The sequence below is a fragment of the Aliivibrio sp. SR45-2 genome, from assembly GCF_963890165.1.
Taxonomy (GTDB): Bacteria; Pseudomonadota; Gammaproteobacteria; order Enterobacterales; family Vibrionaceae; genus Aliivibrio; species Aliivibrio salmonicida.
The window spans coordinates 1-26,907 of the sequence record NZ_CAWPRC010000173.1 but is presented as its reverse complement, the minus strand read 5'-3'; the positions used below and the strand labels follow the sequence as shown (position 1 = coordinate 26,907).

Genomic DNA, 26,907 nt, shown 5'->3' with positions numbered 1-26,907 from the left:
AATTACTTCATAGAATAAAGATAATTCAAGTTTGGTATTAAGTGAAATAAAAAGAGAGTGTAATGTAAATAGGAGGTAATCATTGATTATAGTGAGTCGATTTATAGAAAACTAAATCTATTTGTGTGTGTTTTTAGTTATATATATAAAATATAAAGATTTAACTTAACGTGGTTTTATTTAATAATGATAAGTTGCTTTAATTGAACGTTAACCCTATGTTCTGAGTATTTTTTGTTGATGGTTTAGTTAATAAAGAATTGAGTGTTGGATAATAAGGTTAATTACCACTAAATTATAGATAAATACGGTTATTGATTAATCTATTAATTGGTATGTTATTCTATATTTTGTAAATTACTTGATATATAGTCTATGAGTTGCATTTATAAAATCTTAATTTAATCAAGAATTATTGGTCTGAGTTATATGATTCGTATTTGTTATAGCTGCCATTTCTGGCTTATTTTATTGGAAGTAATAAACATGATAAATTTTAACAAAGAGAAAGCACTGTATCAGCCTCATATTACCGTTATTGGAGCTGGTATATCTGGTCTTACTATTGCGCATCAATGTATTAAACAAGGTTATCGAGTTTCCGTTTATGAAAAAGCATCTTTTGCTGGAGGTAAGTGTATTGGGCATATTATTGATGGAAAAGTACATGAACTTACGCACAGACAAATATTTGCTAAAAATAAAAATTTATTATCTCTTCTTAAAGAGATCCCAACAAAAACGGGGACATGCTTAGATTACATACACTCTCAAAAAAAAGTACAATTTCATTGGGGAACAAAAAATAAAACGATGCAATTTCAGCGTAGTTATTTTTCAATTATTGAAAAGCTGGTTGATGATGCAAAATCTGCTTATTCTATGATTTATTCAAAAGTACCACTGATTGATATTTATTGGTTCAAGAAACAAGCGTTATTAACAAAAATAGATGATTCATATACTCACATACCTATTAGTGAATATTTTCAATACAAGGAAAGGCCAAAATTAGCTAATTTTTTACGACCGATGTTGACTGCGTGGATTGGTGCAACGGATGATACCTCTGCTATTTCAGTACTTGATTTATTGAGAAATAAAGAAGGGCAATTACATCCTGATTCTCCTGATGGTTATAGTTTGGGTTTTAGTCTCCCTATATCACAAAGTGTGATTGAACCATGGTATGAGTACCTTAAGGCATCAGGTGTCACATTCCATTTTAATAATGACGTTGCTCATATTATTGGTCATAAAGATATTGTTAATCAGGCGAGTATTTGGCTCATTAATGGCCAAGAGCTAAAAGCCGACTATTTTGTATTGGCGATACCTGCACATATTATTCAACAAAAGATTTCAAATCAAGGTAGTGAAAATTTAGATCTACACCGTGTGTTTAGCCATGGTTTTCAACTGCATTTTGATAAGCTACCTCAAGCTCTTAATGATAAAACGGTGGGCATTGTTCTTGATTCGCCTTGGGGTCTTAGTTATTGCATCACTTATCCAGAATGTGAAAATAATAAAAACCAACTAGTTTGTCTTTCTATTACGGCAACAAATATGGATACAGCCCATGGCTGTGTTTATGATAAACCATTATTTCTTTGTTCGAAAACAGAAACTTTAATTGAACTGTTGACTCAGTTAATGGGTAATACACAACTTCTTGATGGATCAGGATTTGTTTCATTTCATATCGGACCTGGGGCCAGAATAGTGTCTTTACTTGATGCTGAGCATTTAGATTATGCTGATTGGCATAAAGGTAATATGTTTTTTGATGAAAATGGGATGATGTCTTGTTGGGTTATTCAACATTCTCTTGCTCATCCAACGTATAAAAATAAAATGGCCATTCGTTCTGATGAATTTGATAATTTATTTTTCACCGGTGAATATATTGTCGATACAGAACAAACTTGGCGTGTACCAGCGACACTAGAGCGTACTATTGAAACTGCAATTCTATGTAATGAACGACTTACTGCATGCATAGAGAAGACGGAGTCGTAAGTGATGGATCAAACTTCTCGTAGACACCTACTTACCAGTGGATTATTTTTATCGTTGTGTTTTATTTATGCGAGGGGGTTTTATCAACTAGCTCTTTCTTCTATAACGATGGCCGTACTAATTACTTTAGTTTTACCGGTTTTGTTTTCACCACTTATTAAAAGGGTTGAAAACCACCAAGAAATAAAACGTATATTAATACTAGAGTCTGGCTTTAATTTTATTTGCATATTGGCACTGACTGACTTTATCTATAAGGGAGCGATAGATACATTGTTTGTCGTATTCTTTATCATTCAAGCGGGCGGTTTTATTGCCGTTCAAATTAAAAAGAAAGCCTTTCTTTCATTACCAAGCTCATTGTGTCTGTCTGTTGCTATTACTATTTGGATAATCAACGGTAATCAAACTGAGCTTCTAGGTGATGGTAAGTTGTTAATCTTTGGTTTAGCGGTACCTTGGCAACTTAAAGGCATTTATTTTGCTTGGCTTGCTCAGGTTCTTTTGAATGAATATCGCCATATACTTCCTAAGTTAACTATTTTGTTAGTGCATATTGCTTCATTATCTGTCGCTTTAATGGCTGAGGATTTCTTTCATGCTCGTATCGTAACTGCCAGTCATTTATTATTTTTGAGCTTATGCTTTGATTTAAAATCACGAAGTTGGGGAGGGGAAGATTTTGCTATCTCTCAACGAATCAATGTCATGATGTTAAACATTAATATCGCAAATTTATTTTCTAGGGTCTGCTCACTACTATGCTTAATTTTAGTTATTCATCTTATTCTTATTACTTTAAATTAAAGGATTTACTCTTAATTCTTATCTAAGAAAGTTTACTTTTCGAGCTATGAATGGCCGTTAAATGTGTGTAGGGGACTGATAATTAGTCGGAGGGTAAATAATCTATGGGGGACTCATTTTTGAAATTTATAGTCTTTACTTTTTTCATTTTAACAAATAGAATTAACTGTATATTCATACAGTGTCGAGTAAAAAATTATGCGTATTGAAATGATAATAACAGCGGCTCAACTTCCAAAAGATGGATTGACGCTTATTCAACAAGAAATGGAACGCCGTGTGTGGGAATCTTATCCTAATGCACGTATTAGAATTAGAAAAGGGGCGAATAACCACCTTGAGATTTACGCACCAAAAGACGATAAAAAAGCAGCGAATATCATAGTTGAACAAATGTTTAATGAGGCAGAGGAATGGTTGTATGCCTAATATTTTCTTTAATCAAAAACGAAGTAATTCTGCGGCAATGCCATTGAGGTATGGTGGAGAAAATAAAAAGTGGTCCGAGTATGTCTATAAGGATGTTAGGGGATTGAAAAAAATCAGCCTAACTTTTGAGATACCATTGTCTATTTTGATTGCTCGAATTAAAAAAGGGAAGACGTTGCATGAGGCTGTGACTCATTGCAATGAGGAGTGAGCTAATGAGTCTGAAATAGGATTTATACTAGGTGTTTTTTAATTTTCATATTAAACCCTCCTTTGGTGACGGCATAACAATGCTTAAAATGTCATTCTATGAATTTCTTTTTTAGTGGTGAATAAACTTAAATACCACAGACTTTTATACATTTTATATAAAATTGAAGTAACGCCTTTATTATCACCACAAAATTAGGTGTAAGTAAAAACCGAATAGGACTATTCGGCATTAACAAAAATATGCTATCAGTTTGACGTTGTACTAATGATAATTTGCACTTAGCTGCGCTTTAAGTGCATCAATTAGATTCGCGAGAGCAGAGGTATAACCGTTACTTTCTGACCAATATTGACAGATTCGACTTCAGGCTGCACTTCAATTAAGCAATTGGCTTCACTCATAGAGCGTAAAATCCCCGAACCTTGTTTGCCAGTTGTCACTACTTCCATTTGACCATTTTGGTTAATAGAATAAACACCACGGCTGTATTCTGTACGACCTGTGCGAGATCGAATGAACTCTTTTGCAATGGCGGTATAGGTTTCTGGCTGCCAATTATCTTCACCTTGTAGTTTACGCAATGCAGGTTCCACAAACTGTAAGAACGCGACCATTACGGCAACAGGGTTACCCGGTAAACCAAAGAAAGGGGTATCACAAATGTGACCAAATGCAAGAGGTCGCCCCGGACGCATATTAATACGCCAGAAATTAATGTCACCCAGCTTATCTAAAATGGTTTTAATGTAGTCGGCATCTCCTACAGAGACACCGCCTGAGGATAAAATCATATCCGCTTGCTGCGATGCTTGAGAAAGCGTGGACTCCAAAGCGGCTTCATTATCTTCAATAATACCAAAATCAATCACTTCACAACCTAGTTTTTGTAATAGGGCTGTAAGTGTGAAACGGTTTGAATCATAAATAGAGTTCGCTTTTTGAGCTTCTCCTGGCGCTTGAACTTCATCACCAGTAGAGAAAATTGCGACTTTAGTTTTTGTAACAACAGAAACTGAGGCTATTCCAAGAGAGGCCAACATACCTACTTCTGGTGCGGTAATGCGAGTGCCTTTTGCGACACAAACTTGGTTGATAGCGAGATCTTCACCGGCAAGACGAACGTTTTGACCTTTGCGAATACCTGACTTTCCAGTATCAAAACGTACTTGATTTCCTTCTTGGGTTGCTTGTTCGCGCATGATCACCGCATTGCCATTTTGTGGAACGGGTGCGCCGGTCATTATTTTTGCCGCTTCACCATGTTGAAGAGGATGATTGTAACTGTGTCCTGCCATTATCTCGGCAACGACAGTATAGCTATTACGTTCTAAATCATCACCACAAATAACATAACCATCCATCGCTGAATTTTTATGTTGTGGTACGTTAATTGGTGACAGGATATCTTGTGCAATTAATGCATTAATTGATGATGTTAAACACACGTTTTCGTTTGATTTTAATGGTTTGATGGCCTTTAGAATCTTAGCTCTGCCTTGACTAACGGATAAAAACGCAGGTGATAATTCATCACAATTTGCTGATAAGTCACTTTGTTGTTTATGTTGATGTTGTTTCACATATTCAACAATGAATGCAGTAATAGCATCAGTATCATTGATGTTCATTTGAGGGAGTTCTGACTCTGCTTTAGAGTCTGCCGCGATCGCAATGATGTTGTTGTCTTCAGGAAAAATCCATGGCTTACCGACATCATCACGATGCAATTCAATCTTAGTGTATGGAAGTTGTTTAAAACCTTCGATTAAGATCAAATCAAGTTGGGTTTGATCTAGTTTATTTATGAGTTGCTGACAGCTTGTTTCTTCATCAGGTGTTTCAGTAATTAAGGCATGACGAAAGCGAGAACTGATCAGCATTTGGCTTGCACCTGCTTTACGCAATCGGTAGCTGTCTTTGCCTTCTTGGTCAATATCAAAATTATGATGAGCATGTTTGATGACTGCGACTTTTAGTCCCATTTCATTCAGTTTTGGTAATAACTTTTCTAATAAGGTGGTTTTACCTGTACCGCTATAAGCAGCAAAACCCAATAATGGGATAGACGCAGTCGTTAAGCTCATAATAAAGTTCCAAATTGTTCAAGTTCTTGAGGGCTATTCAAATTGATAAAGGCATTTGGGTAATCTGAGAAATCAGCAAAAACAGTATTACACTCTTTATAGAGTAGGATGATTTTTCGATCGCCACGAGCTAAAAAGGCATCAATTTTAGGAATAATTCGTTTGTGCATTAACGTGACGACAGGTTGCATGTATTCGCCATCGTGAGCGACGACAATGTCTGTGTCATCTTTTACGGCATTACATAATAATGAAACAAGATTATTGGGTAGATTAGGAGAATCGCAAGGAATAAAACCAACCCAATCAGAGGCCATATTGACTAATCCTGCGTGCATACCCGCAAGAGGGCCTGGATAATCGGTAAATTCATCCTTAAAGGTGACGGCGTAACGTGAGTAGTTGTCGATACTACGGTTTGCATTAATCGCGATGTGATCGGTTTGAGAACGAAGAGTCTCTAAAGCATGTTCAATTAATGGTTTATTTTGAAAGGTGACAAACCCTTTATCTTGACCACCCATACGGCGAGCTTGTCCACCGGCTAAAATTACCCAATTAGTTTGCTTTGGCTGGAGCATAATTATCCTTGCTAACAATCACTTTCAATGGGGTCGATTCTATCAGCTTTGCGTCTGAAATAGTCCATTGGCGATGACAAATTTCAGTTAACGCATTGGTTTGATGGCTTGTTACAACAATACTAGAACCTCGTTCGAGCAGATCTTTTGCCATAATGACTAATAATTTAATCGATTCTTGATCAACACTGGCACTTGGCTCATCCATTAATAAAATAGAGGGGGTAAGCACCCAAGCTCGTGCCATCGCAACCCGTTGCTTTTCACCACCAGACAATACTGAAATGTGTTCGTCCGCTAACGTTTCTAGCCCAACCATGCGTAACGCATTAATCACCATGTGACGTTTTTCTAGTCGATTCATGGTTGTGTATTTCATGCCATAAATCACATTGTCGTACACCGTCCCATCAAATAGAAAGGGATTTTGATGCAAATAAACGATTTGATTATTACCTGAGCGGCCAAATAGTCGTGCGGTCCAATGTGGTTGGTTAAGATTAAGTTTTCCCGTCGTCGCAGTTTGTAAACCGGATAAGATCTTAAGTAGAGTCGTTTTACCAACGCCATTGGCACCACGTAAATAGACCGAATCTTTAGGACCTAACGATAAATGAGGAATGTGAAAAAGCACACGGTCATTAAATCGCATTGATAGATTGTCGGCAGTAATTCTTATTGTCATGCTATGCCTACTAAGTACGTAAGTACCCTTTACCACGAGTGAAAGAAAGGAAAAAGTTCAAAACCAGAGCCAAAATCAATAACACCATACCAAGAGCAACCCCTTGAGCAAATGCCCCTTTTTGGCTTTCCATTGCGATTGCGGTTGGAATATTACGCGTCGCGTTGAAGATATTGCCACCGACCATCATAGAGCAGCCGACTTCGGTAATAATACGTGAGAAACCAGCAATTACAGCCGCAAGAATAGGGAATCGAGTCTCCCAAATTAAGCTGCCAAAGGCGCGAGGAAGAGAAGCGCCGAGAGTAAACGCGGTTTCCCATACACGTCGATCACTGTGTTGAAATGCACCGTGCATCATGGCAACCATGATAGGAAAACAAATAAACATTTGACCAATGATCATCGCTTCTTGGGTAAAGAGCAGTTGCCAATCCCCGAGAGGACCCGCACGAGAAAGCACCATGTACAATAATAGACCGATCACGACTGTTGGTACAGATTGTAAGGTATTAATAAGAGAAAGCAGTAGCCACCGTCCAGGAAACGACCCATAAGCAAGCGCAAACGCCAACAATAATGCGGGGAGTAATACAACCGCCATCGCAAACAATGAGACAGAGAAAGAAACACCGACAATGCTCCATAATGCTGTATCACCGCTAAACAATAATTGAATCGCTTCGTGTGAGGTGGCTAATATAGTCATGGATTATTTAGCGTCCGCAGTAAACAATTTCTGTCCACTTAGTTCAAAACTATTAATTAACGCTTGGCCTTTATCGCTGACTAACCAATCACTAAATGCTCGTGCACCTTTTGTGTTTAAGTTGTTGTAACGCTCAGGGTTAATCAAAATAACTTGGTATGGGTTAAATAGACGCTTATCGCCTTCAACCATGATTTCTAGATCAAGTTTGTTTTGGTAAGCCAACCACGTACCACGGTCTGTAAGTGTGTAAGCTTGTAATTCTGAAGTCATGTTTAATGTTGGGCCCATGCCTTGACCAACGGCTTTATAACCACCGAAGTTAGGTTCGATATTGGCTTGGTTCCAAAGAATAATTTCTTTTTTGTTGGTGCCTGAGTCATCACCGCGAGAAACAAACGTCGCATCAGCTTCGGCCATTTTTGCAAAAGCAGCGGTTACGTCTTTCATGCCATAGATATGCGCAGGATCGTTTTTAGGGCCCACTAAAACAAAATCGTTATACATTAATGATTTTGGTTCAATGCCATATCCTTTTTCAACAAAATCAGCTTCGGCTTTTGGTGCGTGGGTCATTACCAAATCAACGTCACCGTTTTCGCCCATTTTCAATGCTTTGCCTGTGCCAGCAGCCAGTACTTGAACTTCATAGCCTGAATCTTTCTTAAATACAGGCAAGATGTAATCTAATAACCCTGAATGGTAAGTACTTGTTGTTGTCGCAAGACGTATAACGTTTGCATCTTCTGCGTACACATTTGTTGCAGTAAAAGAACTCAGAGCTACAACGGCCATTGCTGAAAACGTGCTGATTTTATTGTTCATGTTATATCCATGTTATGAAGTTAAATATCACTGCAAATGCAATGAGTGAATAGACTTATTGGCAATAAAGCAATCCCTATGCCAACGTTAATATTGATGCTTATATAGATAACTTAATGATAATTAACAGGTTCGCACTTATTCTTGCATAAAAACCTTACAAAAAATGTGACTAGGACAAAATGTCTCAATAGAAAGGATACAAAATGCAAATTTAACGTTAGAATGAATAGGACATTTTGACCCACTTCTCGGGGAAATTTAGCCCACTTAGGAAATATTATGGTAGCAAAATCAGATTGGCATGCATTCTCCGTTCTTGTTGTTGATGATGAAATAGGTATGCAAACCATACTTAGAAAAGCATTAAGCAAACAATTTGGTCAGGTTCACACGGCAGGAACAATTGAAGAAGCAGAAGAGATCCGTCAATCTCACCATCTTGATCTGATTATTTTAGATATTAACCTACCGGGTCAAACTGGGCTTGAATGGCAAGAGAGCATTGCGAGTGATTCACGTCATTATGATGTTATTTTTATGACGGGTTATGCCGAGTTAGATACCGCGATTCAAGCGCTTCGTTTAGGGGCGTCTGATTTTATTTTAAAGCCTTTTAATTTAGAGAATATGCTACGAGCGGTGAAGCGTTGTATGGATCGCCGCTTAGTTGAACGTACAAACTTTGCGTTAAAACGTGAAGTTGAAAAACACAATCCAATCGACATTATCGGCAACGCGGATAAAACCCTACAGCTTAAACAGTTAATTGCCCAACTTGCGCCTTCTAACGCCGCCGTATTAATTGAAGGTGAATCAGGCACTGGTAAAGAACTGGTTGCTCGTGGTTTGCATCAATTGAGTCACCGTACAGGACCTTTTGTTCCGCTAAACTGCGGTGCCATTGCTCCCGATCTTTTAGAAAGTGAGTTGTTTGGACATACTTCAGGGGCGTTTACTGGAGCAAAAAAAGGACGAGAAGGGTTGTTTCGTGTGGCGAATGGAGGCACTTTATTTCTTGATGAAATAGGTGAAATGCCAATCGGAATGCAGTCTTCGTTATTACGAGCACTCGAACAGAAAGCCATTCGACCCGTTGGTTCAGAGAAAGAGATTCTTGTTGATGTAAGAATTGTAGCAGCAACAAATCGTAATTTAATCGAAGAAGTTGAGAAAGGGAATTTTAGAAAGGATCTTTTTTATCGTTTAAATGTGTTGACGGTATCTTTGCCTGCTTTACGAGAGCGTAAATCGGATCTTGCTTGTTTAACAGAGCATTTCTCACAAATGATAGCGAAAGAAATGGGAATGAAACCGATTCATTGGGCGCATGAAGATATCGCCGCTATGGCAAATTATGATTGGCCAGGCAATATTCGCGAGCTTAAAAATATGATTGAACGTTGTATTTTATTAGGTAAACCACCGGTAGAACATTGGTCAGGATTACAAGGTGATAAACCTTTACATCAAAATATGGCTTTAGCTAATCAATCTACGGTATCACAACCGAATAACATGGAACCGAACAGTCAAAATGAGTGTAAGTGCATGCCATTGTTAGATAACTATCCTGAACAATGGACATTAAAAGAAGTAGAAAAAACACACATTATTACGGTTGTAGATATGCATGAAGGGAATAAGTCAGCGGCGGCAAGGCAACTCGGGGTTGCTCGTAAAACGTTAGAGCGTAAGTTTAAAGAATGGAGTGAAGAGAGCGCATGATGTTATCGCCATCACTTTGGAAGCGTCGTATAAAAACCATGGTGCGCTATCGTTTATTGTGGCTTAACTCTGTGCCGTTATTTTTGACAATGCTTGCTCTTATTATCATTACGGCCTTTTGGTCAATTCATTACACATGGCAGAATGCCTTAAATGATATAGGCAGTAAACTCTCTGTTGCGAATAACAGTATTGAACTTTTGCAGAGAGAACAAAGTGCAGAGTTAGGTGGTTTTGTTGATTCTTATGCCTTTCAAATTAAATTGAAAAATGGACAAGATTATATACAGCGCTGGTCAAGTAATCAGGCAGCTAAATATCATGCTGACTTTATTTCATTACATCCTGCCAATTACGCAAAAAAGTTACCTGAGACATTAGCAAGGCAAATGTACCTTGGTCGATCTCGAACGTTTTTCCAAGTGATGGATGAGACCGCTTTAGTTGAAATTGATGAAGATCTGCCTAAGCGTGTCAGTATTAGAAACAAAGATAACAACATTATTGAAACGAGAGGGCTGATCAGTCGAACACTGATCCCTATTTTCAATGAGCATGGCAGCTTAGAGTGGATAATAGACAGTGGGATTATCCTGAATAACAGCACATCCTTGGTTGATAGAATTAGAGATCTTATTTATCCAGAAGGTAAGGGAGCCACAGAGCAAGTTGGTACGGTGACCTTATTTTTAGATGATTTGAGGATCAGTACGAATGTGTTTACGGATGATATATCAGGACAAGAACGCGCGATTGGTACTGAAGTCTCACCAGAGGTAAAACATCAAGTCATTGAAAACGGTGAACGTTGGGTCAATAGAGCGTACGTCTATAATGATTGGTATATTTCGGCATACAAACCCATCACTGATCTTAATGGGGATGTTGTTGGGATGCTGTATACCGGGTATCTAGAATGGCCATTATTAAAACAATACATCTATAACCTGTTGCAAGCGGGCATCACGATTCTTATCACACTCTTATTATCGACTATTTTTGTTCATCGTGGGGCGAGAGATCTTTTCCAACCAATTGAAAGAATTCACTATGTAGTAAAATCCGTTCAACTTGGAAAGAATGACCGAATAGGCGATCTTGGTCTTGATAATGGGCATGAATTGGCCAGTTTGGCGCAGCAATTTGATAATATGCTCGATCAATTGCAATTACGAAACAGCCAAATTCAGCGAGCATCAAAAGAGCTTGAATCAAAGGTTGAATCAAGAACCGCCAGTTTGCATGAAAAAACCATTGAGCTTGAGCAATACATCAAGCTATTAAAGCAAGCTCAAGATAAATTGATCATGAGTGAAAAACTGGCCTCATTAGGGGAGTTAACCGCGGGCATTGCCCATGAGATTAATAACCCAACGGCTGTGATATTAGGAAATGCAGAGCTGATCAAGTATGAGCTCGGTGATAATGCAAGCGTTATATCGGAAGAGTTAGATGCCATCATGGAACAAATTGATCGCATTCGTAATATTACTCGAAGTCTACTTCAATATAGCCGTCAGGGAGGGATTCAAGATGAGGTTACTTGGCAATACATTAATCCTATTATTGAAGAAAGCGTCACTTTAGTACGAACTGGTGCACATAAGCGGGATATCGACGTTGAATTTGATTTTGAACAACCCCCAAGAGTTGAAGTAAACCGACATCACTTATTGCAAGTATTAGTCAACTTACAGATGAACGGTATTCATGCAATGAACGCAAAAGGTAAACTCATTATCCGAAGCAGAACGTGGCAAGAAGAAGAGATAAACTTGGGGGCGATAATTGAAGTTGAAGATTTTGGTACTGGTATGAGCCATGAACAATTGGGACGAATTTTCGATCCTTTTTATACGACTAAGCGTGATGGCACTGGGCTTGGATTATCTGTTTCTCAAAGTTTATTAAGCCAAACGGGAGGGGAGATTAAAGTACGATCTCAACTTGGTGAAGGGACTGTATTTACGATTTATCTACCAACCAAATCAGAACATTATCCATATGATAATTTGATCGGTTAACCATACTATGTTTAAAAGAGAGAATAATGAAAAAACCAATCCAACAAAAAATAGGCAGTGTTGCACTCGTTGTTGAAAACTACGATGATGCGATTGAATTTTATACCCATAAATTAAATTTTGAATTAATTGAAGACACTGATCTAGGCGATGGAAAACGTTGGGTATTAATTAGCCCGCCTAATGGCAATGGAACGAATTTATTATTAGCGCAAGCGAGTAATGAAGAGCAACAGAAATCGGTCGGTAACCAAACAGGTGGTCGTGTATTCTTATTCTTACACACGAATGACTTTTGGCGTGATTACGAAGAGATGAAGAAAAAAGGCGTCGTATTTAATGAAGAACCACGTAAAGAAGTCTATGGTACCGTTGTTGTTTTTCAAGATCTTTATGGCACAAAATGGGATTTATTAGAGCTAAAATAATCGATATTATTTGTCTTTATGCTTGGTTTTGAAAAGACCGTGGCTTATTGATTCAGTGAAGAATCAGTAAGCCAATGTCTTTATTGTACTAATTAACAATAACAATGCTGTCATTTTGATCGGTATGTAGTTGAGCTTTTCTTTGTTCGATAAGTTGAGCGGCATAAGACGGTGTTACTGCATGAAGCTGACCTTTAATACGTAGGCTTGATGCTTCCCAAGCATGATCTTTATATATTCCAGTTTCAGTATATTGAACGATAACTTTCATTTCTTTCTCCTTGAGTTAACAATTACCAAACGTGTTACTAACAGTAATCCTTGCGATAAATATGTGCTACAGCTAAAAACGTAATATTAGGTTTATAAAATGAGATGATGGATTTCACTGATGTATCTGAAATTTAGATGGATACTAACTTTTTATAACTGTTTTTATGTATAGAATTGAGGTTATAGATTTTTTTGATTACTTCTGGATATACATAATGAGAACAAGATTTGACCGTATTCGCCATGCTATTTTATTCGAGATTATTGGCCTAATTATTATTGTTGGCGTACTCAGTCAGCTTGGTTTCAATATGGGGCATGTTGGAGTGATGGGCATAATTTTCTCCATAATAGCAACAGGTTGGAATTATGTTTACAACATTGGCTTTGATAATTACCTTGTAAAGAAAACGGGATCAGCAGTAAAAACGGCATGGGTACGAATCGTTCATAGCTTAGGTTTTGAGGGCGGACTTCTTTTCTTAACCATTCCGTTTATGGCGTGGTTTTTAAACCTAACAATATGGGATGCTTTTGTGCTCGATATTGGAATGGTGATTTTCTATCTATTTTATGCCTATATTTATAATTTTATTTATGACACTATTTTTCCCGTGAATGCGGAGAAGGTAATATCTAAATCGTAGTGAATTTGTTCTTTTCTATGTGATACCTCGTTTAAAAATAACGATTAATAGAACAATAAGGGAATTAGTATGAAACATTTTTGGTGGAAATTTATTATAACCATTTTACTCTTTGTTGGTTTATTCGGATTGGTTTTTTATAAAGTACAAAGTGGCATTGAGTGAATATGAGTCAATGACAAAATAGAACGGTTCAGATGAAGAAATGACAGCATTGTCTAACTTGCTGTTATTTCTTTATTTTTCTTTCTTAACTGAATATGAATAACTTGCTCATTATTTATTAAGAGATGGTTTTGTATTCTTACTCCAAGTTAATTCATAACGTTTGAATATTAAATGGAGAAAGATTATGAGCTCAGTAAGTATTATCATCATCACATTAAATGAAGAGAAAAAAATTGGTCGTTTATTGAGTGATCTCACTAAGCAAACGCACCAAAAATTCGAAGTTATTGTGGTTGATTCAAACAGTGACGACTCAACGTGTGAGACCGCCCTTACTTTTCAAGATGACCTTCCTAAATTAACGGTTCATAAAATGGACACGACCGGTGTCAGTCTTGGCCGTAATACGGGAGCGGCATTGGCTAAATATGAACGAATTTTATTTTTAGATGCTGATGTATGTTTATCGCCCGATTTTTTAAGTAAATAGTTATCTTTACTCGATGAAAAAAAGCTCGAGGTAGCAGGAATATACATGGGCTCAAAAGGGTTACCAACAGTACATAAGCTAGGTTATGGGCTGTTTAATGTTGGTTTATTTGTCACTCAATTTATTTTCCCGACAGCTGTCGGTGCTTGTCTTTTTTCAACACAACGCGCTCATCGTGATCTTCAAGGGTTTGATGAAAAAATCACGTTATGCGAAGATTGTGATTACGTAAAACGTGCCAGTCAAACATGGCGATTTCGATTCTTACCAATGACCTTTCAATTTGACCCTCGTCGATTAGATCAAGAAGGCTTATTTAAGATTGGGTTTACGTATCTTAAAGCGAATGTTCGCCGCTTTTTCTTTGGTGAAATGCGTAATAACGAAATGGAATATAAGTTTGGTCATTATTCAGAACAAAAATAGTGTGAATCGATAAAGGTATTGTATGTCCGGTTCAGTCGCATTATTTATGGGTGCATTGTTAGATGCACTCATTGGGCCAAATATATTTGTTCCTGGTGAACCTTTTTTAATCGCAGCAGGTTACCAATTTCATCAAGGGATGATTGGTGGGGTAATCGCGGTGTTATTAGGTGGTTTGCTTGGAGACCAATTAAGTTATTTTATTGGAAAACGTTATGGTCGTAAGGCTCAACACTCACTGATTAAATGGAAACCTACAACTCGTCGTTTATTGGCTCGTTGTCGATTTCTTTTACAGACAAGAGGTAATGTTGTGTTGATGTTTGCTCGACTGTTAGGGCCAATTGCATGGTTTGTCCCTTTTGTCGCTGGTGTAAATCAGATTCAATGGCGTCGTTTTTCTCTCTTTTCAAGTATCGGATTATGTTTAGGGGTAGGGCAGTTTATTTTTTTGGGTTACGCCCTGTCTTATGGTTTAGATAAATTCCCATGGTTAATCGAAAGTAAGATTCTCATCATAGAATATCGTTATTCTATTACGGCTGTTTTTATTTTTGGTGTTTTTTTATTGATGACGAAAAAATTAAGATGGAAAAAATAGGGAGGTAATTTTCATTTCACAATCAGTAAAGATATTCTGGAAATAATGGCTAAAAATAAGCAAATTCTTTAACGAAGTGCTCAATAAATACGCTTTTTTTGACGTTAAGTTCGGTTTATTCATTGACGTAGATAGAATTTGTAGTTGGTTGAAATTTAATCGTTATGATGTTTTTTTGGAAAAAAATGTAAATTAATTGCACTTATTTTAAAGATGAGACCTGAAACTCATAACTACTTAATTTAAATACAAAAATATTTTTTACTGTGATTGATATCATAATTTTTATGCTGTTTTTGGGTCTTTTTTAAAAAGTTTGCACTGGTTTTCATGAATTCAAGCTGCTAGAGTCCGATCCCTCACGAATCAAGTGGGATACCCATGTCTAAAAATAGTAATGAAACTAGCGACAAACTTGTTCCAACACTTACAATAGGATTTATCCTTTTATTTCTTCTTGCTGCGCTTGTTGATCTATCAACATTTACTGCAACTATTCAAACCATGTTCATGTCGGCATCGACAATGTTTGGCTTGTGGTGGCAGTGGTTGATGATAATCACTTTTGTTTTAGCCCTTATCATAGCGATGAGCAGTTATGGCAAAATTAAGATGGGCGGTGAGGAAAAACCAACCTTCGGCACCTTTAAATGGGTCGCCATGATAATGTGTACTTTGCTTGCAGGCGGCGGTGTTTTCTGGTCAGCTGCAGAGCCAATCTTCCACTTCATTACACCTTCTCCAAGTTTCTCTGATGTCACTGGCGGCACTCTTGCTGCTGTTACTCCTGCGTTAAGCCAAAGCTTTTTACATTGGGGTTTCTTAGCATGGGCGGTATTAGGTACCTTAAGTACAATTATACTCATGTACGCACATTATAACTGTGGCATTAAACTACGACCTCGTGCGTTGTTATACCCGATTCTAGGTACTAAACTTGAAAATCATTGGTTAGGTTCGTTGATCGATGCTTGTTCAATTATTGCGGTTGCTGCAGGTACGATTGGTCCGATTGGATTCTTAGCTACTCAACTTAGTTACAGTATTACTGTGCTCACAGGCCTTGAAAGCTCTCTGATGAGCCAAATCGGTATTTTATCTGTGATTGTTGCTATTTATTCAATCTCTGCCTTCTCTGGCATGGACAAAGGTTTACAGTGGTTAAGCCGAATGAATGTAATTGGTGCTGTGACGTTATTGGTTGCGATTTTAGTTCTAGGACCAACAAGCTTTATCTTTACCGAGTTTGGTATTGCTTTTGGTAACTATATTCAACATCTTCCTGAAATGAGCTTGAGCACTGCGGATCCAGCATGGAATTCATGGTGGACATGGTTCTTCTGGGGTTGGTTTATTGGTTTTGCTCCAATGATGGCTATCTTTATTGCTCGTATCTCTAAAGGTCGCAGCATTCGAGAGCTTGTTATTACGGTGGCAATCATCGCTCCAATCGCGACGAATTTCTGGTTCTCTGCTTTAGGTGGTACCGGTATTTTCCTTGAGTTACAAACTCCGGGCAGTATTTCTATACCATTACAAGAAGCGGGATTACCGGCCGTATTATTAGCGTCATTAGAACAATTGCCATTAAGCTGGTTATTGATTCCCGCGTTCTTAGTACTGACGACAACGTTTGTTGCTACAACCGGTGATTCAATGGCATATTCTATTGCTATGGCAGTCGAGGGGACAGATGAACCATCTCGATCTCAGCGTTTGTTCTGGGCAATTATGATGGGTGTGGTTGCTGGAGTATTATTGATTGCGGGTGATGGTGGTTTGAATGCACTTCAATCATTCATCGTGATTACCGCGGTACCAGTATCAGTATTACTTGGCTTTACTTTTATTTCAGCGCCTATCGCTGTACTCAGAATGAAAGCAGCCGAGCAAGAAAAGAACCAATCTCAAGCCGTTGGCCAAAAAACAGCGACTGCGTAAGATTAAAATAAAATGAATAAAAGGCTTATCGCAGAATCTGCGGTAAGCCTTTTTTATTGTCTGTTGATTATTAGGTGTTTCTTTTTATGCCGATCATGAGCGTGGTTTTTATTTATATAATTACGCTATGATGAATTTAGGACTTGAGGATCTTAGAGCTAAGATCATATTTTTAATGTCGAGCTTTAAAGGAGATAAACAATGCCAAATAAAGACGCTATTTTTCAACAGTTGTTTCTCAGAGAAAGGCAGGGAGCTCCCATTGTGGATCGTGAGTCAGTGTCTTTAAATCATACCCATGAGCAAGATTATGAAAAATGGCTTGCAGAAAAGCGAGACTTTACGATTGAAGAGATCGACGAATCGCATTGGATAAAATCATGTACTGCTGGTTACATTACGGAAGTGATTTTTAAAGAGAGTGGCAGCTTAACCGAATTCACTTTATTTGAAAGGTTGAAAACGGTAGGGCATTGGCAATTAAAGGAAGGCTTAGTGTATGTTTCGATCTTTAAAGGTGAGAATCAATACGATTTTGTGATTGTGGGGAACGCTAACGTACATATTCATTCCGCAATAGAATATAAAAATGACGAGATCCACTCCTATTTGAAGTTAGCACAAACAAGAGTGCCGTATGGATTATCGCAATCTCATTGATGAGCTAAGCGAATGTTTTTTGAAAGATGAAAAAATGATGTATATCATAGTGATTCTTCATTGATCCTGTAATAATAACTATTACGTTTTATACCATGGATTTTGATGACGGCACTGATATCGGATAGACAGAAAAACAGTAGGGCAAAGCTATTATTATGCTTTGTTCTTTTAAGTGTATTTATCTGTTTTAGTCAACTTATTGGTGTAACGTCAAGCTGTCAAGAGCACCTTATTGAAGCACAAGCCAGAGTTCACCAACTGGACTCTACTATCGATAATGGATCTCAAACCATTGCTGAAAAATGCGATTTAGTTGAGCATTTACTGTCATTTGATAACAGCATACACGATCTTATTTTGTGTGTGTGGTTGCTACTTGGCATCACATTACTTGTTATTCCTCTTTTATATACCTCTCTCATATTTGTCGAACCAATAGAACGGCAAGTGCAAAAAATTCGACGGCGGCATCTTAGGTTTTGTGTTTTTCTGGAATAACCACTAAGTAAAAATGAATTAACTACTTTTATTTTACTTAGGAAATTACGATGAAAAAATTAGAAAAAGCGATCGAAGTGATTAAATATCTGCCATTTTATATGTTATTTGCGCCATTTTGGTTCTCGAATGGTGTGGTAGATAAGTTTTATGGAATTTTGTTTGGAACTAGTCATGGTGACAGTTGGGAAGGTTGGAAAGAATACATCGCAGGAACATGGGCAAAAAAACCATTAACTGACGCGTTATTTGTTCCAATGTTTGATTATTTATTTCCTGTGTTGGTTATTTTACAAATTGTTCCTGTGATTTTGTTGATCGCATCATTTCTAAAACTAGAAATTTTGCCAAACAAACCTAAAACATTGCTAAAAGCAGGGTTGTTGTCTTCTTTGTTTGTGACTTCGTCTATGGCGGTATCGCAAACATTAGCAGGGGCTTCTGATGTTCAATATCTGTTTCAATTTTGGGCGGTTTCGTTATTGGCATTTTGGTATGTAGAAACACAAGCTAAATCGATGGATTTAGCGATAGCGTAAGATAAAGTAAAGCCCTTCAGATATATTGAAGGGCTTTTTTATACGTCAATTATGTACGAATCAGAGAGCGATTATACTTTCTTCCAAACTCCCCAATCACCAGAGGTTTCAGGGTTATTACCTTGAGTCCACCACTGAGCTTGATATATCACACCGTTAACCGTGACTTGATCGCCTGTGTTGTAAGTGCCAACGGCAGTCCATGTTGAATTAGGATCTGTTGGTTCCGTTGGTGGCATTGGTGTTGGATCTATTGGTGCTGGAGGGGTTGGCTCTGCAGGTGGTGTTACTGCTGCATTAACTGCTAACCAAACACCTGTCGTACTTGTTGCTGGGTTATCACCTTGATTCCACCATTGTGCTTGATAGGTCACGCCATCTACAACCACTTGGTCACCAGTGTTATATACTGCGTTTGTATCCCACGTATTATTTGGATCACCTGGTGTGCCAGGGTCAGTAGGATCTGTTGGTAGCGTTTCGACTACACGGGTAACTGGCCAGTTCGCATGCGACTCATAGAAGTTAGTGACACATTTTTCATAATCCCCTGGAACGAGTGCTGAATATGCGGTCTGGAAACCCACAAGATCACATTCAAAAGATGCACCTTCTGGACGATCTGGATAGTATTTCCAATTGCCATCCCAGTTAGTATAAAGCACATCTGTTGCGCCATTAAGATTTAAACTGCCGTAAGGCGTTTGTTGCCAGCAGGTATTTGTTTCATCTGCTTCTACAGGGATTTGATAGTGCTTTGCTAATCCCTCCCAATAGCGAATACGGTTAACTGGTTGTCCTTTGTCTTTGTTTTGCTCGCCACATTCGATACCGCCATTAATGACATTAATCGTAGTACCAAAACCATAACCAATACCGGCGTCAGTCTCGCGTTGAGAAGGGCTCCAAGTACGGTCAATGACATGCAGCATGGCAGGTTTTGGTGCTTGAGGGGTAAGGAAGAACCAGATAGCAGAAGCCAAGTTTAACCATGAATCAGCAACAATTCCTGGATTATCCAATAACACGGTGGCGTCACCGTCGTACATTACTTCAGAAAATGCACCGTAGTTAAAGTGGTAAGACAGTTGTTTTGCGCCACGGCCAAAATACCCTTGTCCAGCAGCACAAGGCCAACGTTTGTTTTGCCAATCATTCTGACCACAGCCTGTTGTATACCCTTCTTGACCTTCTGACCAACCCATTTCACGAACATGCACTAATGCTTGCTGCCATTCTTCAAGAGCGAGTGGGTTGTCCGATATATTGTCAACAGCGATGTGTCCGCCTGTTTCTTGAGAGAAATGCGCAAAAGCGGTAACAATGGATTTTTTACAAATGGCATCAGAGTCTCGTCCATCGGTATATTCTCCACAAAATGCGGGGAATTTACCAATTGCACGCAAGAAGCGAGTATAAGTGTATTCTGGTGCCGCCATTTGGGTTAAGAAAAACCACTCAGAAGCAGGAAATACACGCTCGACACGCTTTACGTTTTCAGGGTTTGTTGCAGAACCAACGTCGATGAGGTCGACAACTGTATTTGGTCTGGTTTCTAATGCTTTAGCCCAAACATCGTACATTGGATCCAGTGTTTTTGCATCTTCAGCTGCTTTGATTTCTGCTTTTGATACAACATAGCCTGTCGGATTCAGTGGGTCTGTTTGTGGTGTCATTGTAATACTGTTTGCCGCAAAACTGCAGGCGAGCAGTGTCGGTAAAAGGGCAAGTTTAAACATGATTAACGCTCCTTGCGATATTTAATAAAATGAAACTTGACTGGAATAACTATAGGCGTTTTTATTCTATTGAGTTATCACAACGACTGAATCAGTTTTAACTATGCGAGTGGGCTCAAAGAGTATAGATTATTGGTTAACGTGATTATTTTTAAATAATATGAAGTAGGAAAAGGAATTAATGACAAGCATCACAGAAGCAAGAAAAGAAGATATAAAACGAATTCATGAGATAGAAACAGAGGCTTTTGGCTCGCATGGATACCCTTCTTTTTTTATTCGACAAGCTTTTGATTGTTGGTCTAATGGATTACTTGTAGCAAGAAAGAATGACGACGTTGTTGGTTATCTGCTTCAAGTGCCTTCAAGCAGTACCGTCGGAGACGCTTGGGTGTTGTCTTTGGCGGTATCAAAACAAGCACAAGGGGGTGGTTTAGGTAAAAAGCTATTAGAAACGGCGATTAAAAATGCAAAAGGGTATCAACGATTATTATTAACCGTATGTCCTAAGAATCAATCCGCGTACGCTTTATATCAATCGTATGGCTTTTATTTATTGAATGAAGAACAAGATTATTTTGATGAGGGTGAGCATCGTTTTGTACTTGCTATGGATATATCACAATAATTTGGTGTCGTAACAATAGGGTAATTAAGAAGAGATATTCATGGAAATCGATTATAAAGTAAATGAACCAATGAGTGCTGAGCAGTTTATTGAATTATTGAAGAAAACGACTCTTGGTGCTCGAAGACCAATTGACGATGTAGCAAGAATACAAGCGATGTTAGATAACTCTAATTTGATTGTCACCGCGTGGGGCGATGGCGAATTGATTGGCGTTGCTCGTTCTGTCACGGATTTTAATTTTTGTTGTTATCTTTCTGATTTAGCTGTTGATGAAAGTGTGCAATCAATGGGGGTTGGGAAATATCTCATTCTGGTGACGAAGGAAGAGGTCTCTCCTGAGTGCAAATTAATATTACTTTCAGCGCCACAAGCTGAAGGGTATTACCCAAAAATTGGTTTCGAAGCACACAATAGTGCGTGGGTCTTATCTGATGAAAGTCAATTGAAGCTTTATTAAGGATAATTATGACATCAATTAGTATTTTAGGTTGTGGTTGGTTAGGGTTGCCATTAGCAAAACAGTTAGTCGAGTGCGGCTTTAGTGTTAAAGGCTCTGTCAGAAGTGAAGAAAAAGCACATAGCTTAAACGAATTCTCTGTGACTCCGTTTATTTTGAATATTGATGATGCAACAACAGATCAACAATGGGATGAGTTTTTGGGATCAGAGATATTGATTATAGCGATACCGTCAAAAAATACAGACGGGTTCATGTCGTTAATCTCAGCATTGGAAAAATCATTCGTTAAGCGGGTAATCTTTGTTAGTTCCACATCGGTATATAAAGACACTAACGATGTGGTTACAGAATCCGAAGCGGCGCAAGACTCTTCTACTTTATATCAAATTGAAACGCTATTTACTCAATCTGTTTTTTTCGCTACAACCGTAGTTCGATTCAGTGGATTAGTGGGGTATTCTCGTAATCCAGGTCGATTCTTTCAAAAAAGTGGGCGTTCGGTGAGTAACCCAGATGCGGCAGTGAATATGATTCATCAAGATGATTGCATTGGTTTGATTGAACAGATCATAAAACAAAACCAATGGGGTAAAACGTTTAATGCTTGTGCAGATACGCATCCGACAAAGCGTGAATTTTATACTGAAATGACGCAGCGCATTGGCGTAGACGCCCCAACATTTATTGAATCAGAAAACCAAACCTTTAAACTTATTAGCAATCAGAAGATTAAAGAAGCACTGGGGTATGAATTTATTTACCCTGATGTAATGCAAATTACTTATGACGAATAAAATCATTAATTAAGGACAATATAATGAACAATCCTTTAGTTACAACAGATTGGTTAGCTACTCATATCAATGATGAAAACATTGTTATTGTTGATGCGTACATGGCCAATGTGGTCGGTAAAGTGCCTTTGGCTTATGATGTATTTTCGTGTCTACCAAATGCCATAAAATTAGATGTAGAAGCGGATTTTTGCGATCCTACGTCTTCTCAAACTCATGCATTACCGACTGAAAGTCAATTTACACAAGCAGTGCAAGCTCTGGGTATTAATACGGACAGTACAGTTATTATTTATGATAACCAAGGTATTTATTCATCCCCAAGAGCGTGGTGGACATTTAAAGTGATGGGGTTTGATAATGTGTATGTCCTTGATGGAGGATTACCACAATGGATAGAAGAAGGTCGAGACATTGCGTTTGAATATTCAATAAATCAAACGACGGGTAATGCGGTTGCGAAACTGCATGATCAACTTGCGTGTGACTCAGCCAGTGTTCTCAATGTCATTAATACTAATGCTGCGATTGTTGATGCACGAGCAGAAATGCGATTTTTAGGCAAAGCGCCAGAGCCTCGTGAAGGCGTTCGTAGTGGGCACATTCCTAGCTCGGTAAACCTCCCGTTTTCTATCTTGTTAGATGGTTTCACTTATCAAGATAAAGAAGTATTGCGTACTATTTTTCAAGAACGAATTCCTACGTTAGAAACTCAATCTTTCTTTAGTTGTGGTTCTGGTATTACTGCGTGTATTTTAATGCTAGCAGCGGTTTCTGTTGGTTATAACGATGTGGTGTTGTATGACGGTTCATGGGCTGATTGGGGAAGCAATCACGCGTTACCTATTGAGTAAAATACAGAGTAATTAGAAGGAATAGGAATGCAAGACGGTTTGAGAAATAAAATTATTGCTGTGTGTAATAAGAAAATAGAGCAGAAAGGGGATAATGTTGGATTGTCTTTTTATGCTTTTTTTGCCAATAAGAATGATGATCCCGAACTATTAATGGAAGCGGCAACGTGGTGGATATCAACGCATAAACTGGATCATTTTGAAAAAGCCATCAAAATTAAAACGATGGTTGAAAATAAAGAATAAAAGGAAAGATTTACGTATAATTGAACAGAGAGAATGAAATGAACATCGAAATACGTCAGGGCACAATAGATGATGTGATCATTGTGGATCGATAAATTCCAGAGTTCGATGCTCGGAATAATAAAGCAAAGATCACTCAGCGATTGAATGGTCTTGAATATCTTATTCTTATTGCCTTTGATAATCATGAGCCAGTGGCTTATAAAATGGGATATCAACTGTCGAGTGTCGAATTTTACAGTTGGTTAGGTGGTGTCATTCCTCGCTATCGGAAGATAGGAATTGCGACTCAACTTCGGTGCACACAAGAATCATGGGTGAAAGCTCTGGGTTATCACAAAGTCAGTGTGAAATCGATGAACCGTTATCCGGCTATGCTGCAATTATTAATTTCGAGTGGATATCATATTTCGGGTTATGAGGATGAAGGTTCAACACAAAACAGTAAAATTAAATTTGAAAAGAGTATTACTAAATAACTATTCGCTTGTATTCTCAAAGAATCGCCATGTTATGGTCTACAATTGAAGTATATTTAAACTAAACAGTAGTTGGTGGTTTCTTTAAACAATCAGACAAGATAGGGCATTCAATGGATAGAATTACTTTTCAAAAAGTCACTGCTTGTGAGTATCCTTCTTTGTTCTCTATTTATAAGAAATACTTCTATTCTGCGATTGAAGATACTTTTGGTTGGGATGAGGTTTTCCAAACTCAGCACTTTGCTGATTCGTATCGAAAAGAATGGTTTGAATGGATCATGTTTAATGGAGAGAGACTTGGATTTATTTGTGTTAAACAAGAACAAACCAGTGTGCATTTTCATTTGTTACTTATTTTTGAAAAATATCAAAATAAAGGGGTAGGGTCTGCGGTGATGAAATATTACCAACGATACTACAGTGACAGGGTCACTAAAGTCAGCTTGTCTGCGTTTAAATGTAACCAAAAGGTGGTCGATTTTTATTCAGCACTTGGCTACCAGATCACGGGTGAGAATGAACACTTTTTCGATATGGAACGTTCGCTTTGTTTTAATGGGTATTTAGGAACGGACAGCTATATATAGTACTGGTTATTCTATTTCAGTGTAACGTATTATTCCCCTATACATAGGAGGTTTATTTGTTATTGTAGTAATCGATATACTAAGTAATACGTCATAGTTCTTTTTCTTTTTCATGAATAGGAGTGTTCTCTAATAGAGAATACACTTTTTTTACTTTTATATTCGCTCCTTTCTGTTTCGATAACGTATCGCTCCAAATAGCTAAGGTAAGTAAAGAGATATGACCATGCGTTTTTAAAGCGTGTTTAAAGGCGTCGATACTCACTTTTCTGTGATCCCATTTCATTGTCATTATTTATTCCTCTATACTTCTGATTATTAAATAATGTTAAGTGCAACTATCTAGTTATAATTATTGTGAATGAGTATTTTATTCATCAAATATAATAATCTGTATCTTTATTTATGTCGTTAATATGTCGATTTAATTGGTGACCATTTTTACGTGATCACTTCATGGTAATGAATGAAAAATACGGTTAATGGTTCTATTTATCCTGGAAAACAGCTTACAGGGTTTAAGTAACATTGGTGTATGACGATGTCTCCAGAGCCATTGTTTTGGTTGCTTGAAAATGAAGTAGATGTAAATAACATTGCAATTACGATAACTGTCTTTCTCATAGAGTTCCATTTTTTATGACTAGAGTTAGTTTAAGTGTTAGATAAAATAGAGTGTAAAGTGTTCTATTAAATTAGTTATTAATTATATTAGGAACGCTGTTAATCTATGTGTTTTATTTAGGTTAATTAAATACTATTTTTTATTTATTTAATACCTGATATTATTTACAGCTAGTCTTTACTTAATGTTAGCGCTAGGCTTATATTAAAGTTATTCTATTTTTGTAAGTGTTTTTAATTTTTTATAAAAAAAGGCACTGTCAGTATTGGAATTTTAGCGAATAACGCACCTTTAGTTTTTTATGGTAAAGCGGAATGTAGGTTATTAACGTTGTTTTTTACGAGAGTGGACATCACCAAATAAAATGGAGTCATCATTATTTTTCCATTTTGGGTAGGTCATCATTACTTTAGAAAATAGGGGGTCATTATAATGGTTTACTAACCACGCACGTAAATAAGGCAAAGGCGCCTGAGCGTACCATTTTTTATCTACTCGTGAAAATTGGCGAATAAATGGCAAAATAGAGTAATCAACTAAACTTGGTTTTTCTCCCATAATGTAAGCATGCTGAGATAAACGTTGTTCAATTTCCATTAGCCAGCCGCAACACATATTACGGCACTTTGTTTCATTATCATCATGGTAACGAGACGCGGCTCGGTACTTCTGTAAGGCATCCACAAATTCAGTGTCACTGCGGTTTATTAACTCAAGCATCACAGGCAATAGAGCTTTATCGTGTGAATACAATAGATTATTAGGATCTGATTGGTTGAGAGCCCATACCATCACATCAATGCTTTCATCAATGACAGAGCCATTTTCTAGCAGCAATACTGGCACTGTCCCCTTAGGTGAAATAGACAGCATTTCTTCGGGTTTATTATTCATATCGACGTCACGAAGCAAGACAATTTGATGTGCGTGTATTATCCCAAGGCGAGCACGCATAGCGTAAGGACATTGTCGTAATGAGTAAAGAATGGGTGATGTCATGATTAAATGCCTAAAATAGAAAGCCTTATGGGTATATTATCGAATAGAACGAAGATATTCACGAAGAAAAAGTCATGATCTAGATCAATAAAAGCCTAAGTGAGTGGTAATGAAAGCGTGGGGCGAGTAGAATGCCCCCTCAAAAAAATTATTACATAAAAACCGAAGCGAGCAATTTCATAATGAGTAGAAAACTTGAATTATTGGCACCAGGTGGTGATGTTGAAGCGATTAAAGCGGCCATCGTTGCAGGAGCAAATGCTGTTTACTGTGGTCTAGATATGTTCAACGCCCGTAACCGAGCATCCAATCTTTCATTTGATGAACTAAATGGCGTGTTACGACTTGCTCATGAATACGGTTGTGAAGTCTTCCTGACATTAAACGTTGTTATTCTTGAACATGAAATTAAATCATTAGCGAAGCTACTTAATCAATTAGTGAACACAACGATTGATGGCATCATCGTTCAAGATTTGGGTGTGTTTAACTTAGTTAAAAAATACTTCCCAACATTAGATGTTCACGCTTCTACTCAGTTAACGACGCACAATGAAGGTCAAATTCACTTCCTTTCAAAAGTCGGTGCATCACGTGTGAACTTATCCCGTGAACTGAATATCGACGAAATCAAAGAAATGACAGCCGTTGCCCATGAACACGATATCCTAACGGAAGTGTTTGTGCATGGTTCGTTGTGTATTGCTT

At 37.7% G+C, this 26,907-nt stretch carries 29 protein-coding genes and 1 pseudogene; 21 read left to right on the top strand and 9 right to left on the bottom strand.

What is annotated here, in order from left to right; translation table 11 throughout:
• The first annotated feature begins 486 nt into the window (after positions 1-486).
• From AACV33_RS16130 to AACV33_RS16120, 3 genes are all read left to right on the top strand, one after another.
• Positions 487-2,022: an FAD-dependent oxidoreductase gene (locus AACV33_RS16130; protein ID WP_244886248.1), complete on the top strand. Its 1,536-nt coding sequence runs from the start codon at positions 487-489 to the stop codon at positions 2,020-2,022.
• Between the two features lie 3 nt (positions 2,023-2,025).
• The gene (locus AACV33_RS16125; protein WP_065610962.1) at positions 2,026-2,829 is read left to right on the top strand and encodes a hypothetical protein; all 804 of its coding nucleotides are present in this window, start codon (positions 2,026-2,028) and stop codon (positions 2,827-2,829) included.
• A gap of 198 nt (positions 2,830-3,027) precedes the next feature.
• Positions 3,028-3,258: a DinI-like family protein gene (locus tag AACV33_RS16120; protein WP_023603339.1), complete on the top strand. Its 231-nt coding sequence runs from the start codon at positions 3,028-3,030 to the stop codon at positions 3,256-3,258.
• Between the two features lie 516 nt (positions 3,259-3,774).
• Here the strand turns inward: AACV33_RS16120 and AACV33_RS16115 are convergent.
• Genes AACV33_RS16115 through AACV33_RS16095 form a run of 5 tightly spaced genes read right to left on the bottom strand, consistent with a single transcriptional unit; the run spans position 3,775 to position 8,356 of the window.
• Complete coding sequence (locus AACV33_RS16115) at positions 3,775-5,556, bottom strand: bifunctional molybdopterin-guanine dinucleotide biosynthesis adaptor protein MobB/molybdopterin molybdotransferase MoeA (RefSeq protein ID WP_065610289.1); 1,782 nt, start codon at positions 5,554-5,556, stop codon at positions 3,775-3,777.
• Positions 5,553-6,137, bottom strand: a complete 585-nt coding sequence (gene mobA, locus AACV33_RS16110) for a molybdenum cofactor guanylyltransferase MobA (protein WP_065610291.1) — start codon at positions 6,135-6,137, stop codon at positions 5,553-5,555. Before mobA ends, AACV33_RS16115 begins: the two co-directional genes overlap by 4 nt.
• Complete coding sequence (locus AACV33_RS16105) at positions 6,115-6,822, bottom strand: energy-coupling factor ABC transporter ATP-binding protein (RefSeq protein ID WP_017022732.1); 708 nt, start codon at positions 6,820-6,822, stop codon at positions 6,115-6,117. Before AACV33_RS16105 ends, mobA begins: the two co-directional genes overlap by 23 nt.
• A gap of 10 nt (positions 6,823-6,832) precedes the next feature.
• Positions 6,833-7,531 carry an ABC transporter permease gene (locus tag AACV33_RS16100; RefSeq protein WP_017022731.1) on the bottom strand — a complete coding sequence of 233 codons (699 nt, stop codon included), beginning with the start codon at positions 7,529-7,531 and terminating at the stop codon, positions 6,833-6,835.
• Positions 7,532-7,534: 3 nt separating this feature from the next.
• Positions 7,535-8,356 carry a substrate-binding domain-containing protein gene (locus tag AACV33_RS16095; protein ID WP_012550093.1) on the bottom strand — a complete coding sequence of 274 codons (822 nt, stop codon included), beginning with the start codon at positions 8,354-8,356 and terminating at the stop codon, positions 7,535-7,537.
• A gap of 282 nt (positions 8,357-8,638) precedes the next feature.
• On the opposite strand from AACV33_RS16095, the gene AACV33_RS16090 reads away from it, so the two are divergent.
• From AACV33_RS16090 to AACV33_RS16080, 3 genes are read left to right on the top strand one after another with little or no spacing between them, the layout of a single operon-like run.
• Positions 8,639-10,084, top strand: coding sequence for a sigma-54-dependent transcriptional regulator (locus tag AACV33_RS16090; RefSeq protein ID WP_065610293.1), 1,446 nt, complete (start codon positions 8,639-8,641; stop codon positions 10,082-10,084).
• Positions 10,081-12,108 carry a sensor histidine kinase gene (locus tag AACV33_RS16085; protein ID WP_017022729.1) on the top strand — a complete coding sequence of 676 codons (2,028 nt, stop codon included), beginning with the start codon at positions 10,081-10,083 and terminating at the stop codon, positions 12,106-12,108. The genes AACV33_RS16090 and AACV33_RS16085 overlap by 4 nt, the downstream gene beginning before the upstream one ends.
• A 26-nt stretch (positions 12,109-12,134) precedes the next feature.
• Complete coding sequence (locus AACV33_RS16080) at positions 12,135-12,536, top strand: VOC family protein (RefSeq protein ID WP_065610295.1); 402 nt, start codon at positions 12,135-12,137, stop codon at positions 12,534-12,536.
• 88 nt (positions 12,537-12,624) lie between these two features.
• On the opposite strand, the gene AACV33_RS16075 is transcribed toward AACV33_RS16080, so the two are convergent.
• Complete coding sequence (locus AACV33_RS16075; protein ID WP_012550096.1) at positions 12,625-12,807, bottom strand: hypothetical protein; 183 nt, start codon at positions 12,805-12,807, stop codon at positions 12,625-12,627.
• Positions 12,808-13,024: 217 nt separating this feature from the next.
• On the opposite strand from AACV33_RS16075, the gene AACV33_RS16070 reads away from it, so the two are divergent.
• From AACV33_RS16070 to AACV33_RS16040, 7 genes and pseudogenes are all read left to right on the top strand, one after another.
• On the top strand, positions 13,025-13,456 hold the full coding sequence (locus AACV33_RS16070) for a PACE efflux transporter (protein WP_065610964.1): 432 nt from the start codon (positions 13,025-13,027) through the stop codon (positions 13,454-13,456).
• A gap of 352 nt (positions 13,457-13,808) precedes the next feature.
• Positions 13,809-14,540, top strand: a pseudogene (locus AACV33_RS16065) (glycosyltransferase family 2 protein).
• 22 nt (positions 14,541-14,562) lie between these two features.
• The gene (locus AACV33_RS16060; RefSeq protein WP_065610299.1) at positions 14,563-15,141 is read left to right on the top strand and encodes a DedA family protein; all 579 of its coding nucleotides are present in this window, start codon (positions 14,563-14,565) and stop codon (positions 15,139-15,141) included.
• 381 nt (positions 15,142-15,522) lie between these two features.
• Positions 15,523-17,082: a BCCT family transporter gene (locus AACV33_RS16055; protein ID WP_017022723.1), complete on the top strand. Its 1,560-nt coding sequence runs from the start codon at positions 15,523-15,525 to the stop codon at positions 17,080-17,082.
• 201 nt (positions 17,083-17,283) lie between these two features.
• A complete protein-coding gene (locus tag AACV33_RS16050) occupies positions 17,284-17,742 on the top strand; it encodes a hypothetical protein (RefSeq protein ID WP_182700389.1) in 459 nt (152 codons plus the stop codon).
• Between the two features lie 105 nt (positions 17,743-17,847).
• A complete protein-coding gene (locus tag AACV33_RS16045) occupies positions 17,848-18,243 on the top strand; it encodes a copper resistance protein (RefSeq protein ID WP_182700388.1) in 396 nt (131 codons plus the stop codon).
• Positions 18,244-18,293: 50 nt separating this feature from the next.
• Positions 18,294-18,782, top strand: a complete 489-nt coding sequence (locus AACV33_RS16040) for a hypothetical protein (protein WP_012550103.1) — start codon at positions 18,294-18,296, stop codon at positions 18,780-18,782.
• Positions 18,783-18,853: 71 nt separating this feature from the next.
• Here AACV33_RS16040 and AACV33_RS16035 read toward each other — a convergent pair whose 3' ends face one another.
• The gene (locus tag AACV33_RS16035) at positions 18,854-20,521 is read right to left on the bottom strand and encodes a chitinase (RefSeq protein ID WP_182700387.1); all 1,668 of its coding nucleotides are present in this window, start codon (positions 20,519-20,521) and stop codon (positions 18,854-18,856) included.
• Positions 20,522-20,702: 181 nt separating this feature from the next.
• On the opposite strand from AACV33_RS16035, the gene AACV33_RS16030 reads away from it, so the two are divergent.
• The 7 genes from AACV33_RS16030 to AACV33_RS16000 all read left to right on the top strand — a co-directional run bounded on the left by AACV33_RS16030 (position 20,703) and on the right by AACV33_RS16000 (position 24,575).
• A complete protein-coding gene (locus AACV33_RS16030; protein ID WP_012550104.1) occupies positions 20,703-21,149 on the top strand; it encodes a GNAT family N-acetyltransferase in 447 nt (148 codons plus the stop codon).
• A 40-nt stretch (positions 21,150-21,189) separates the two neighbouring features.
• On the top strand, positions 21,190-21,609 hold the full coding sequence (locus AACV33_RS16025) for a GNAT family N-acetyltransferase (protein ID WP_012550105.1): 420 nt from the start codon (positions 21,190-21,192) through the stop codon (positions 21,607-21,609).
• An 8-nt stretch (positions 21,610-21,617) separates the two neighbouring features.
• On the top strand, positions 21,618-22,406 hold the full coding sequence (locus AACV33_RS16020; protein WP_182700386.1) for an SDR family oxidoreductase: 789 nt from the start codon (positions 21,618-21,620) through the stop codon (positions 22,404-22,406).
• Between the two features lie 23 nt (positions 22,407-22,429).
• On the top strand, positions 22,430-23,260 hold the full coding sequence (locus tag AACV33_RS16015) for a sulfurtransferase (RefSeq protein WP_182700385.1): 831 nt from the start codon (positions 22,430-22,432) through the stop codon (positions 23,258-23,260).
• A gap of 27 nt (positions 23,261-23,287) precedes the next feature.
• The gene (locus AACV33_RS16010; protein WP_017022716.1) at positions 23,288-23,506 is read left to right on the top strand and encodes a DUF6500 family protein; all 219 of its coding nucleotides are present in this window, start codon (positions 23,288-23,290) and stop codon (positions 23,504-23,506) included.
• A 143-nt stretch (positions 23,507-23,649) separates the two neighbouring features.
• Complete coding sequence (locus tag AACV33_RS16005; RefSeq protein WP_255458613.1) at positions 23,650-23,985, top strand: GNAT family N-acetyltransferase; 336 nt, start codon at positions 23,650-23,652, stop codon at positions 23,983-23,985.
• Between the two features lie 113 nt (positions 23,986-24,098).
• Positions 24,099-24,575, top strand: a complete 477-nt coding sequence (locus AACV33_RS16000) for a GNAT family N-acetyltransferase (RefSeq protein ID WP_065610310.1) — start codon at positions 24,099-24,101, stop codon at positions 24,573-24,575.
• Positions 24,576-24,666: 91 nt separating this feature from the next.
• Here AACV33_RS16000 and AACV33_RS15995 read toward each other — a convergent pair whose 3' ends face one another.
• Positions 24,667-24,867 (bottom strand): hypothetical protein, encoded by a 201-nt coding sequence (locus tag AACV33_RS15995; RefSeq protein ID WP_182700384.1) that lies wholly within the window; start codon positions 24,865-24,867, stop codon positions 24,667-24,669.
• A 657-nt stretch (positions 24,868-25,524) separates the two neighbouring features.
• Positions 25,525-26,199: a glutathione S-transferase gene (locus AACV33_RS15990; protein ID WP_182700383.1), complete on the bottom strand. Its 675-nt coding sequence runs from the start codon at positions 26,197-26,199 to the stop codon at positions 25,525-25,527.
• Between the two features lie 182 nt (positions 26,200-26,381).
• Between AACV33_RS15990 and AACV33_RS15985 the strand changes: the two genes are divergently transcribed.
• The coding region (locus AACV33_RS15985; protein ID WP_182700382.1) for a peptidase U32 family protein at positions 26,382-26,907 on the top strand (526 nt) is incomplete at its 3' end.